Consider the following 11949-nt stretch of genomic DNA (forward strand, 5'->3'; position numbering starts at 1 on the left):
GTGAGATGTCGCGCCACACCCTGTCGGTCCTGGTCGAGAACAAGTCCGGTGTCCTGGCCCGCGTCTCGGCGCTGTTCAGCCGCCGCGGGTTCAACATCGAGTCCCTCGCCGTCGGGCCGACCGAGAACCCCGACCTGTCCCGCATGACGATCGTCGTCGACGCGGAGAGCCAGCCGCTCGAGCAGATCACCAAGCAGCTGAACAAGCTCATCGAGATCATCAAGATCGTCGAGCTGGACGGCGAGGCCGCCGTGCAGCGCGAGCTCCTGCTCGTGAAGGTGCGCGCGCCGATGGCCGAGCGCACCCAGGTGCTGCAGACCGCGGAGCTCTTCCGGGCCCGCGTCGTCGACGTCAACCCGGACACGGTGACGCTCGAGGCGACCGGGACGCCCGACAAGCTGCAGGCGCTGCTGGCGGTGCTCGCACCGCTCGGCATCAAGGAGATGGCCCAGTCGGGCACCGTGGCCCTGGGCCGGGGCCCGCGCGCCATGAGCGGCGCCGGTACCTTGCGGCCGGTCGAGCGCACCGCCTGAACCCCTACCGCACTCGTACAGACCAACCGAAGGGAACAACCACAGCATGGCCGCCGAGATCTTCTACGACGACGACGCCGACCTCTCGATCATCCAGGGGCGGACCGTCGCCGTCCTGGGCTACGGCAGCCAGGGTCACGCCCACGCGCTGTCGCTGCGCGACTCCGGCGTCGACGTCCGCGTCGGCCTGCCCGAGGGCAGCAAGAGCCGGGCCAAGGCCGAGGCCGAGGGGCTGCGGGTGGTCACGCCCGCCGAGGCGGCCGCCGAGGCCGACCTGATCATGATCCTGGCGCCGGACCACGTGCAGCGGCACCTCTACGCCGAGTCGGTGGAGCCCAACCTGCAGGACGGCGACGCGCTGTTCTTCGGCCACGGCTTCAACATCCGCTTCGGCTACATCAAGCCCCCGGCCGGCGTCGACGTCGCGATGGTCGCCCCCAAGGGCCCGGGCCACCTGGTGCGCCGCGAGTTCGAGAACGGCAAGGGGGTGCCCTGCCTGGTCGCGGTCGAGCAGGACGCCAGCGGCAACGCCCTGCAGCTCGCGCTCTCCTACGCCAAGGGCATCGGCGGCGCCCGCGCCGGCGTCATCAAGACGACCTTCGCCGAGGAGACCGAGACCGACCTGTTCGGCGAGCAGGCGGTGCTCTGCGGTGGCGCGAGCGCGCTGATCACCGCCGGGTTCGAGACGCTGACCGAGGCCGGCTACCAGCCCGAGGTCGCCTACTTCGAGTGCCTGCACGAGCTGAAGCTGATCGTCGACCTCATGTACGAGGGCGGCATCGCCAAGCAGCGCTGGTCGGTGTCCGACACCGCCGAGTACGGCGACTACACCTCCGGCCCCAAGGTCATCGACGCCCGCGTCAAGGAGTCGATGAAGGAGGTCCTCGACGCGATCAAGGACGGCTCCTGGGCCGCCGCCTTCATCGCCGACCAGGACGCCGGAGCGCCGGACTTCAAGGCCAAGCGGGCCGCCGCCGAGGCGCACCCCATCGAGGAGACCGGGCGCAAGCTGCGCGGGCTCATGAGCTGGGTGTCGGCGTCCGACGACTACACCGGGACCGCCGCCCGGAACTGAGCAAGGACCACCCTTCCTCCACGTGACACGGCCCCCGCTGCGCAGGCAGCGGGGGCCGTTCTCGTGCGGCGGGAGGTCAGACGGACTGACCGCGCGAGGCGAAGTACTGCCGGGACTGCTCGGTGCGCAGCAGCACGACGATGAGGATCGGCAGCACGAAGCCCAGCAGGCCGGTGAAGACGAAGCCCTCCTCCTGCACCAGGCTCCAGAGCAGGTACAGCAGCTGCAGCGCGATGGACGCGTAGCTGCCCAGCAGCAGCAGCTTGGGGTCCTGCCCGCGCAGCACCTGGATGCCGCCGAGGAGCAGCACGACGGCCGCCGCGAACGACAGCAGGGCCAGGATGCCGAGCAGCGCGTCGATCTCGAAGAGCGCGCCGATCGCGAAGAGGGTCAGCAGCCCGCCGAGCGTGCCCAGGCCGCCGATGACCACGCCGATGACGGCGGCCGCGGTGACCTGACCCGGGCGCTGACCGCCGGGCGCCTGGCCGTAGCCGGGAGGGGCGCTGGGATAGCCGCCCGGCTGCTGGCCGTAGCCCTGGCCGTACTGCGGGGCGGGCTGCTGGCCGTACCCCTCGCCGTAGCCCTGGCCGTAGCCCTGGCCGTAGCCCTGGCCGTAGCCCTGGCCGGGCTGCTGGCCGGGCGGCGGGCCCCAGCCCGGCTGGCCCTGCGGCGAACCCCCCTGCGGGTGGTCGGGATCGGAACCGGTAGGGCTGGACATGGTGGCTTCCTCCTGCTCGGGATCCCCGGCGTGATCGCCGAGGACGTGTCGTAGGGATGGTCACACCGGCGCGGGAGTCGGGCACCCCCGAGCGGATCGCTCCGGCCGGAGCCACCCGGTTCAGCGACCGGTCCGGCGGTACCGGTGGGCGGCGAAGAACTGGCCGGCCGGCTTCAGCGACAGCAGGACGACGATCGCCAGCGCCGCGAGGAAGAAGAGCAGATTGACCACGACGTCCCCGGCGGCCCCGTCGACGAGGCTGCCGAGGAGGCCGATCGTCGTGAAGGTCAGGGCGATCGAGCCGCCCACCAGCAGGAGCACCCGGCTGCGGCCGGTCAGCGCCCAGATCGAGCCCCAGACCATGAGCACCGTCCACCCCAGCGCGAGCACGCCGAAGACGATGAGCGCCCCTCCGACGGCGCCGGTCATGGCACCGAAGCCGGGGATCTCCTCGTCCAGCCCGCCGCCGGCACCGCTGGCGGCCGCGCCGATGATCAGGAGGAAGAAGGTGACGAGCAGCCCGATCGCGCCGTAGACGAGACCGAGCACGGCCGCCGTGATCACCCCGCCCGGCTTCGCGGGGATACCCGGGTCGCCGTACTGCTGGGGGTAGCCGGGGGCGCCGTACTGCTGGGGGTAGCCGGGCTGCGCGTACTGCGGCTGCTGCCCGTACTGGTCCTGCCCGTAGCCGCCCTGGCCGTAGCCGCCCTGGCCGTACTGCGGCTGCTGCCCGAACTGCGGCTGCCCGTACTGCGGCTGCTGGCCGTACTGCGGTTGGCCGTACTGCGGCTGCCCGTACTCGCCCTGGCCGCCGTACTGCTGCTCGTAGGAGGGCCGGCCGGGCTCCGGACCGCTCCCGGCACCGTGCGGCTGGGACTCGGGACGACCCTCGTCGTCGGACTGGCTCACTGTTCTCCTCCGTCGGGGCCGGCGTGCACCGGCTTCGCAAGCCAGGATGTCGGTGCCACCGGGCGGGGGCAAGGACCCCCGGGTGAGCCGCTGCGTCCCTAGGCTCTCCTCTCGTGACCACGACCGCACCCGTCGTCCTGATCGCCGAGGAGCTGGCCCCCGGCGCGCTCGTGGCGCTCGGGACCGACGTCGAGATCCGGCACGTCGACGGCGCCGACCGAGCGGCGCTTCTTCCTGCGCTGGCCGAGGCGGCGGCCGTCGTCGTCCGCAGCGCCACCCGGATCGACGCCGAGGCGCTGGCCGCGGCCCCGCGCCTGCAGGTCGTCGCCCGGGCGGGCATCGGCCTGGACAACGTCGACGTCGCAGCCGCCACCGGGCGCGGCGTGCTCGTGGTGAACGCACCGACCGCGAACGTCGTCAGCGCCGCGGAGCACGCCGTCGCGCTGCTGCTGGCCGCCGCCCGGCACATCCCGGCCGCCGACGCGTCCCTGCGCGCGGGCAGGTGGGACCGGTCCGCCTTCACGGGCGTCGAGCTCGCCGGCAAGACCGTCGGCGTGGTCGGCCTCGGCCGCATCGGCCAGCTCGTGGCGCAGCGCCTGGCGGCCTTCGACGTCGAACTGGTCGCGCACGACCCCTACATCCAGCCCGGCCGGGCCGCCCAGCTCGGCGTCCGCCTGGTCTCCCTCGAGGAGCTGCTGCGGGAGTCGGACGTCCTCACCATCCACCTGCCGAGGACGCCGGAGACCCTCGGCCTGATCGGAGCCGCGGAGCTCGCGGCGACGAAGCGCGGGGTGGTGGTCGTCAACGCCGCCCGCGGCGGGCTGGTCGACGAGGCGGCGCTGGCCGACGCGCTGCGGACCGGCCAGGTCGGCGCCGCCGGCCTCGACGTCTTCGCCGAGGAGCCGTGCACCGGCAGCCCGCTGTTCGATCTCCCCAACACGGTCGTCACGCCGCACCTCGGTGCGTCGACGGCCGAGGCGCAGGACAAGGCCGGGACCGCCGTCGCCCGCTCGGTGCGGCTGGCGCTGCGGGGCGAGTTCGTCCCCGACGCGGTGAACGTGCAGCCCGGCGGCGTCGTCGCCGAGGAGGTGCGGCCGGGCCTGCCGCTGGCCGAGAAGCTGGGCCGGGTCTTCACCTCCGTCGCCGACGGGCTCGCGCAGTCGGTCACCGTGGAGGTCCGGGGCACCCTGGCCGAGTTCGACGTCTCGGTGCTGCCGCTCGCGGTGCTCAAGGGGGTCTTCTCCGGCGTGGTGGAGGAGCAGGTCACCTACGTCAACGCCCCCCTGCTCGCCGAGCAGCGGGGCCTGGAGGTGGTCCTCACCAGCGACCCCGAGAGCCCGACGTTCCGCACCTACGTCCGGGTGTGGGGTGCCATGGCCGACGGCACGCAGGTCACCGTCGCCGGCACCCTCTTCGGCAAGAACCAGGCGCCGCGGCTGACCGAGGTCGCCGGCTTCGAGATCGACCTCGCCGCCTCCGGGCACCTGCTGTTCTTCGTCTACGCCGACCGCCCCGGGGTGGTCGGCGCGGTCGGCGCGGAGCTGGGGGAGGCCGGGGTCAACATCGCCGGCGCCCAGGTGAGCCCGTCCGACGAGGGCGGTGAGGCGCTCATGGCGGTGACCGTCGACAGCCCCGTCGGACCGGAGCTGCTCCAGCGGATCGCCGCCCGCATCGGGGCGTCGGCAGCCCGGGCCGCGGACCTGAGCACCCTCTGACCTAGGGTCCCTGACCATGCGCCTGGCAGTGATCCCCGGAGACGGCATCGGACCCGAGGTCGTGGCGGAGGGGCTCAAGGTCCTCCGCGCGGTCGCCCCCGACCTGGAGACGACCCCGTACGACCTGGGCGCCGCGCGGTGGCAGCGCACCGGCGAGCTGCTGCCCGACCCCGTGCTCGACGAGCTCCGGCAGCACGACGCCATCCTGCTCGGCGCCATCGGCGACCCCAGCGTCCCGCCGGGCATCCTCGAGCGCGGGCTGCTGCTGCGGCTGCGCTTCGAGCTGGACCACCACGTCAACCTGCGCCCCGCGCGGCTGTTCGACGGTGTCCGCAGCCCGCTCGCCGACGCCGGCCCGATCGACATGCTGTGCGTCCGCGAGGGCACCGAGGGCCCCTACGTCGGCAACGGCGGAGTCCTGCGCAAGGACACCCCGCAGGAGGTCGCCACCGAGGTCAGCCTCAACACCGCCTTCGGTGTGGAGCGCGTCGTCCGCTACGCGTTCGAGCGGGCCGTCGCCCGCCCGCGCAAGCACCTGACCCTTATCCACAAGACCAACGTGCTCACCCACGCCGGCGGTCTCTGGTCGCGGATCGTGGAGGAGGTGTCGGTCGAGTTCCCGGAGGTGACCGTCGCCTACCAGCACGTCGACGCCGCCTCGATGTTCTTCATCACCGATCCGGGCCGCTACGACGTGATCGTCACCGACAACCTCTTCGGCGACATCGTCACCGATGTAGCGGCCGCGGTGACCGGCGGCATCGGCCTGGCGGCCAGCGGCAACCTCGACGCCTCGGGCACCAACCCGAGCATGTTCGAGCCGGTGCACGGCTCCGCCCCGGACATCGCCGGCCAGGGCATCGCCGACCCCACGGCCACCGTGCTCTCCGTGGGCCTCCTGCTGGAGCACCTGGGCCGCAGCGAGCAGGCGCGGAAGGTCGACGCCGCCGTCGCCTTCGACCTGTCCACACGCGACCCGCGCGCCACGATCCGCACCGCCGACGTCGGCGACCGGCTCGCCGCCCTCGCCGGCGGCTGAGGACGGCCGTCATCGTCGGGGCCGTCCCGTTGTGATTCACTGACCGGGATGCACCCCAGCGGCACGATCATCATCGCCTAGCGCGCAGTCACCTCCCCGACTGCGCGCAGACCTCCCGTACCCGGGGGGTCTTTTTCGTGTTCGGGCCGTCCACCACCGCCCCGGGAGACCCCATGACCAGCACCGACTTCCACGTCTTCGACACCACGCTGCGCGACGGCGCCCAGCGCGAGGGCATCAGCTACTCGGTCGCGGACAAGCTCGCGGTCGCCCGGTTGCTGGACGAGATCGGGGTCGGCTTCATCGAGGGCGGCTGGCCCGGCGCGCTGCCGAAGGACACCGAGTTCTTCTCCCGGGCCCGCACCGAGCTCCACCTCAAGCACGCGCAGCTGGTGGCCTTCGGCGCCACCCGCAAGGCCGGCGTCGCCGTCGAGGACGACCCCCAGGTCCGCGCGCTGCTCGACGCGCAGACGCCCGTGGTCTGCCTGGTCGCCAAGTCCGACGTCCGCCACGTGCGGGAGGCGCTGCGCACCACGCTGGAGGAGAACCTCGCGATGGTCGCCGACACCGTCGCCTACCTGGTGTCCGAGGGGCGCCGGGTGTTCCTCGACTGCGAGCACTTCTTCGACGGCTACGCCGCCGACCGCGACTACGGGGTGCGGGTGCTGCAGGCGGCGTTCGAGGCCGGGGCCGAGGTCGGCGTCCTGTGCGACACCAACGGCGGCATGCTCCCGATGGGCGTCGGCCGGGTGGTTGCCGAGGTGCGCTCCCGGGTCGAGGGGAAGCTCGGCATCCACTGCCAGGACGACACCGGGTGCGCCGTGGCCAACACCCTGGCCGCGGTCGAGGCCGGGGTCACCCACGTGCAGGGGACGGCGAACGGCTACGGAGAGCGGGCCGGCAACGCCGACACCTTCGCGCTGATCGCCAACCTGGTCACCAAGATGGGGATCCCCGCCGTGCCGGCCGAGTGCCTGCCCGAGCTGCAGCGGGTCAGCCACGCCATCGCCGAGCTCGCCAACATCGCCCCCGACGAGCACCAGCCCTTCGTGGGCGCCTCGGCGTTCGCGCACAAGGCCGGCCTGCACGCGAGCGCGATCAAGGTCAGCCCGGAGCTCTACAACCACCTCGACCCCGCGGTCGTCGGCAACGACATGCGCATCCTCGTCACCGAGATGGCCGGCCGGGCGTCGGTCGAGCTGAAGGGCCGCGAGCTCGGCGTGGACCTCACCGGCCAGACCGATGCGATCGGCCGGGTGGTCGACCAGGTCAAGGTCCTCGAGGCCGACGGCTGGTCGTTCGAGGCCGCCGACGCCTCCTTCGAGCTGCTGCTGCGCTCCCAGCTGCCGGAGGCGCCGCCGCCGCTGTTCGGGCTGGAGAGCTACAAGACCTCCGTGGAGCACTGGGGCAACGGCGTGGTGGTCAGCGAGGCGACGGTCAAGGTGCACGTCGACGGCGAGCGGATCATCAGCACCGGCGAGGGCAACGGGCCGGTGAACGCCCTCGACAACGCGCTCCGCCAGGCGCTGGTGCACCGCTACCCGCAGCTGGCCGAGGTCTCCCTGGCCGACTACAAGGTCCGCATCCTCGGGTGGAAGGGCGGCACCAGCGCGACCACCCGCGTGCTCATCGACACCACCGACGGGGTGGGGGAGTGGACCACCGTCGGCGTCCACGCCAACATCGTCGAGGCCTCGTGGCACGCGCTGGTGGACGCGCTGACCTACGCGGTGCTGCGTCGTCCTCAGCCGTAGCGGTCGTCCTCAGCCGTAGCGGTCGCCCTCAGCCGTAGCGGGCGACCTCAGCCGTAGCGGGCGACGAAGTTCGCCAGCAGCCGGCCGGGCGCGGTCACCACCGCGGGGGTCAGGCGCCGCACGACCGCCTCCACCTCGCTGGGCGCGAAGTAGCCGGCGTGCTGGTAGATGCGCACTCGCGCGACGATCGCGGCGACGTCGAGCTCGGGGTGGAACTGGGTGGCGTAGACGTTCTGCTTCACCTTGAACATCTGCACCGGGCAGGTCGCCGAGGAGGCCAGCAGCACGGCGGTGGGCGGCAGCACGCGGCACGCCTCCTTGTGGCCGACGAAGGCGGTGAAGCGGTCGGGCACGCCGGCGAGCAGGGGGTCCTCCCGGCCGTCCGGGGTGAGGGCGACCTCCACCGCCGACACCGGCTCCCCGAACGTGCGGTCGACGACACCGCCCTGGTGGGTGCCGAGCGTGCCGATCCCGTAACAGGCGCCGAAGAAGGGCAGGTCCCGGTCGACGATCTCGTCCAGCAGGCGGCCGACGTCGCGCTCCACCCGCACCTGGACGGCGGACTTGTCCTCGTCGGAGGAGTTGAACGGCCCGCCGCCGAGGAAGACGCCGGCGTAGCCGTCGAGGTCGAGCGCCGGCAGCGGCCCGGCCTCGAGCCGGATCCGGTGCAGCCGCGCCGCGGGCAGCGCCGTGCAGCGGAGGAACGAGGCGAGCTCCCCGTCCGCGGCCTCGTCCTCGGGGCGGGAGGAGAGCAGCAGGAAGGGCTTCACCCGGTCAGCGCGGCTGGATCTCGCCCATCGGGCCCCAGCCGCTGACGTCGGGCGCGTCCACGTAGATGATCTGCGGCTGCGCGGAGACGAGGTCCGGCGCCTGCTCGACGAAGCGCTTGAAGGCGTCGGTGGCCACGTGGGCGGCGCCCGCGTCGGCGTCACGGAAACCCTCGACGCAGACGAAGGTGTGCGGTTCCTCCAGGCTGCGTGACCACTCGAAGAACAGCGATCCCTCCTCGGCGTTAACCGCGCGGGCGTAGTCAGCGGCCAGCCCGGTCCACTCGTCGGCGCGCTCGGGACGGACGGGGAACTTCACGACGATGAGGATCACGGGGTCATTGTCGGCCTCCGGCCGACACCGCGGCCAGTTGCCGTCCCCACGACCCGGCGAACCGTCCCCCTGGGGAGGTGTGCTGCCAGTTGTGGCGCTCTGCCCACCCCGGCGGGGCAGAGACCGACTGCCCTGCCGAAGACCTGGTGCCGCCGGCGGCCGCCCGTCACACGGGGTCCAGCCGGGTCCGCAGCAGGCAGAACTCGTTGCCCTCCGGGTCGGCGAGGACCTGCCAGGTCGCGTCGTCGGACTGGCCGACGTCGGCCGGCGTCGCGCCCAGCCCGAGCAGCCGCTGGAGCTCGGCGTCCTGGTCGCGGTCGGTCGGGCTGACGTCGATGTGCAGGCGCACCTTCCCCGGCGTCGGGTCGGTGACCGGCACGAAGACCAGCGTGGGCGCGGGCCCGCCGAAACCGGCCTCGGGGCCGATCTCTACGGCGCCGTCGTCCTCCCGCCCCACGACCCGGTAGTCCAGCACCGCCGCCCAGAAGGCGGCGAGGGACTCGGGGTCCCGGCTGTCGACGACGAGCTCGCTGAACCGGCAGGCCATGGGTGCACGGTAGGCAGGAGGGGGCGCGACTAACCTCGGGTCGTGCGCATCGTCCGTTTCGCCTCCCCCCAGGGCATGTCCTTCGGCGTCCTCGACGGAGACGGTCAGGTGGCCCAGATCGAGGGCCACCCCTTCGGCCAGATCTCCTTCACCGGCGCCCGCTTCGCCCAGGCCGACATCCGGCTGCTCTCGCCGATCCTCCCGAGCAAGGTGGTGTGCGTCGGCAAGAACTACGCCGAGCACGTCAAGGAGATGGGCACCGGTGACGCCCCGCAGCAGCCGCTGCTGTTCCTCAAGCCCTCCACCTCGGTCATCGGCCCCGGCGACGCGATCCGCATCCCGGCGGGCAGCACCAACGTGCACCACGAGGCCGAGCTCGCCGTGGTGATCGGCGCGCGCGGGGCCCGCAACGTGACGCCGGAGCAGGCGATGGGCAGCGTGTTCGGCTACACGATCGCCAACGACGTCACCGAGCGGGACATGCAGAGGAGCGACGGGCAGTGGACCCGCGCCAAGGGCTTCGACTCCTTCTGCCCGCTGGGGCCGTGGATCGAGACCGACCTGGCCGGCATCGGCCTGGACGCCGCGGACCTCGAGGTGACCTGCGACGTCGACGACGAGCGCCGCCAGACCGGGCGCACCAGCCAGCTGCTGTTCGGCATCCCCACGCTGATCGCCTACATCTCGCAGGTGATGACCCTCCTGCCCGGCGACGTCGTCCTCACCGGCACGCCGTCCGGCGTCGGGCCGATCCGCCCGGGTCAGACCGTCACCTGCGCCATCCAGGGCCTCGGCACGCTCACCAACTCGGTGACGGCGGCCGATGCCGTCTCCACCGCCGGTGGCGCCCGATGACGGCCACGGCTGTCGCACCCACCACCCCGACCGGAGCGGTCCGCACCCGCTTCTGCCCGTCACCGACCGGGCTGGTGCACGTCGGGCTCATCCGTACGGCGTTGTTCAACTGGGCGCACGCCCGCCACCACGGCGGCACGTTCGTCTTCCGCATCGAGGACACCGACGCCGCCCGCGACTCCGAGGAGTCCTACCGGCACCTGCTCGACAGCCTGCGCTGGCTGGGCCTGGACTGGGACGAGGGCCCGGAGGTCGGTGGGCCCCACGGGCCGTACCGGCAGTCGGAGCGGCAGGACGTCTACCGCGAGGTGGCCGCGAAGCTGCTCGAGTCCGGGCACGCCTACGAATCCTTCTCCACCAACGAGGAGGTCGACGCCCGGCGCCGCGCCTCCGGCCAGGACCCGAAGCTCGGCTACGACAACTACGACCGCTTCCTCACCGACGCCCAGAAGGCGGCCTACCGCGACGAGGGCCGCCAGCCGGTGCTGCGCCTCCGGATGCCGGACGAGGACCTCGCCTGGACCGACCTGGTGCGCGGCGAGGTGCGCTTCGCCGCCGGCGCGGTGCCCGACTTCGTGCTGGTGCGGGGCAACGGCGCGCCGCTCTACCCCTTCGTGAACCCGGTCGACGACGCCCTGATGGGCATCACCGACGTCCTCCGCGGCGAGGACCTGCTGCCCTCCACGCCGCGGCAGCTGGCGCTCTACGCGGCGCTCACCGACATCGGCGTCGCCGCCGGCACCCCGCGCTTCGGCCACCTGCCCCTGGTGACCGGCGAGGGCACCAAGAAGCTCTCCAAGCGCGACCCCACGTCCAACCTCGACGTCTACCGGGAGCGCGGCTTCCTCCCCGAGGGCCTGGTGAACTACCTGGCGCTGCTGGGCTGGTCGATCGCCGAGGACCGGGACATCTTCTCGGTGGCCGAGATGGTGGAGGCCTTCGACGTCACGAAGGTCAACGCGAACGCCGCGCGGTTCGACCTGAAGAAGGCCGAGGCGATCAACGCCACGCACCTGCGCGCCCTCCCGGTGGAGGAGTTCACCGCTCGGGTGGTCCCGCACCTGGCTGCCGCGGGACTGGTCACCGACCCGCCCACCGCCGAGCAGGACGCGGTGCTGCGCGCGATCGCCCCCCTGGCGCAGGAGCGGATGGTGGTCCTCTCCGAGGCCGTCGGCCTGCTGGGCTTCCTCTTCGTCGACGAGGTCCAGGTCGACCCGGCCGCCGCCGAGAAGCAGCTCTCCGGGGAGGGCGCGGTCGAGGTGCTGGACGCGGCGTCGGCGGCGCTGGGCGAGCTGCCGGAGTGGACGACGCCCGCCATCGAGCAGGCCCTCAAGGCGGCGCTCGTCGACGGGCTGGGGCGCAAGCCGCGGCAGGCGTTCGGGCCGGTCCGGGTCGCCGTCAGCGGGCGCACGGTCTCCCCGCCGCTGTACGAGTCGATGGAGCTGCTCGGCCGCGACCGGACGCTGGCCCGGCTGGCCGCTGCGCGCACGGTGGCGTCGGCGGGATGACCTCGCCGGCGGCCGGCGGGGGCCCGGTCGAGGAGCCGTACGCCGGGCCGCCGCCCACGCTGCGCCCGGAGCCGGGGTGGTTCCCGGTCGCGCCGTGGCCCGGGCCGGGGGGGGGGGGGGCGGCGCGGGCCGTCGATCGCGCCCCCTAGCAGCCGGGGGGGGGCGCGGCCGGCGCGGCCGGGGGGGGTGCGGGCG

The 11949-nt window shown here is 73.1% G+C and carries 12 protein-coding genes; 7 read left to right on the forward strand and 5 right to left on the reverse strand.

Annotated features, from left to right (window positions below; genetic code table 11):
- Positions 1–5: 5 nt before the first annotated feature.
- The gene (gene ilvN, locus ACI792_RS08415; protein ID WP_091933248.1) at positions 6–533 is read left to right on the forward strand and encodes an acetolactate synthase small subunit; all 528 of its coding nucleotides are present in this window, start codon (positions 6–8) and stop codon (positions 531–533) included.
- A 46-nt stretch (positions 534–579) separates the two neighbouring features.
- Entirely contained in the window at positions 580–1608 is a 1029-nt protein-coding gene (ilvC, locus tag ACI792_RS08420) for a ketol-acid reductoisomerase (protein WP_456602194.1), read from the forward strand.
- A 76-nt stretch (positions 1609–1684) separates the two neighbouring features.
- On the opposite strand, the gene ACI792_RS08425 is transcribed toward ilvC, so the two are convergent.
- On the reverse strand, positions 1685–2326 hold the full coding sequence (locus ACI792_RS08425; RefSeq protein ID WP_456602195.1) for a hypothetical protein: 642 nt from the start codon (positions 2324–2326) through the stop codon (positions 1685–1687).
- A gap of 120 nt (positions 2327–2446) precedes the next feature.
- Positions 2447–3235, reverse strand: coding sequence for a hypothetical protein (locus ACI792_RS08430; protein WP_456602196.1), 789 nt, complete (start codon positions 3233–3235; stop codon positions 2447–2449).
- 113 nt (positions 3236–3348) lie between these two features.
- On the opposite strand from ACI792_RS08430, the gene serA reads away from it, so the two are divergent.
- From serA to cimA, 3 genes are all read left to right on the forward strand, one after another.
- Entirely contained in the window at positions 3349–4950 is a 1602-nt protein-coding gene (serA, locus tag ACI792_RS08435) for a phosphoglycerate dehydrogenase (protein WP_456602197.1), read from the forward strand.
- A 16-nt stretch (positions 4951–4966) separates the two neighbouring features.
- On the forward strand, positions 4967–5989 hold the full coding sequence (locus ACI792_RS08440; protein WP_456602198.1) for a 3-isopropylmalate dehydrogenase: 1023 nt from the start codon (positions 4967–4969) through the stop codon (positions 5987–5989).
- Positions 5990–6162: 173 nt separating this feature from the next.
- On the forward strand, positions 6163–7743 hold the full coding sequence (gene cimA, locus ACI792_RS08445; RefSeq protein ID WP_456602199.1) for a citramalate synthase: 1581 nt from the start codon (positions 6163–6165) through the stop codon (positions 7741–7743).
- Positions 7744–7790: 47 nt separating this feature from the next.
- Here cimA and ACI792_RS08450 read toward each other — a convergent pair whose 3' ends face one another.
- The 3 genes from ACI792_RS08450 to ACI792_RS08460 all read right to left on the reverse strand — a co-directional run bounded on the left by ACI792_RS08450 (position 7791) and on the right by ACI792_RS08460 (position 9391).
- The gene (locus ACI792_RS08450) at positions 7791–8513 is read right to left on the reverse strand and encodes a glutamine amidotransferase (protein ID WP_456602200.1); all 723 of its coding nucleotides are present in this window, start codon (positions 8511–8513) and stop codon (positions 7791–7793) included.
- Positions 8514–8517: 4 nt separating this feature from the next.
- On the reverse strand, positions 8518–8844 hold the full coding sequence (locus ACI792_RS08455) for a putative quinol monooxygenase (RefSeq protein WP_456602201.1): 327 nt from the start codon (positions 8842–8844) through the stop codon (positions 8518–8520).
- 166 nt (positions 8845–9010) lie between these two features.
- Positions 9011–9391, reverse strand: coding sequence for a VOC family protein (locus ACI792_RS08460; protein WP_456579094.1), 381 nt, complete (start codon positions 9389–9391; stop codon positions 9011–9013).
- Between the two features lie 42 nt (positions 9392–9433).
- On the opposite strand from ACI792_RS08460, the gene ACI792_RS08465 reads away from it, so the two are divergent.
- Together ACI792_RS08465 and gltX are read left to right on the forward strand one after the other, a co-directional pair.
- Positions 9434–10246, forward strand: coding sequence for a fumarylacetoacetate hydrolase family protein (locus ACI792_RS08465; protein ID WP_456602202.1), 813 nt, complete (start codon positions 9434–9436; stop codon positions 10244–10246).
- A complete protein-coding gene (gene gltX / locus ACI792_RS08470; protein WP_456602203.1) occupies positions 10243–11754 on the forward strand; it encodes a glutamate--tRNA ligase in 1512 nt (503 codons plus the stop codon). Before ACI792_RS08465 ends, gltX begins: the two co-directional genes overlap by 4 nt.
- Positions 11755–11949 lie beyond the last annotated feature (195 nt).

This window comes from Blastococcus sp. SYSU DS0669 (assembly GCF_054050895.1).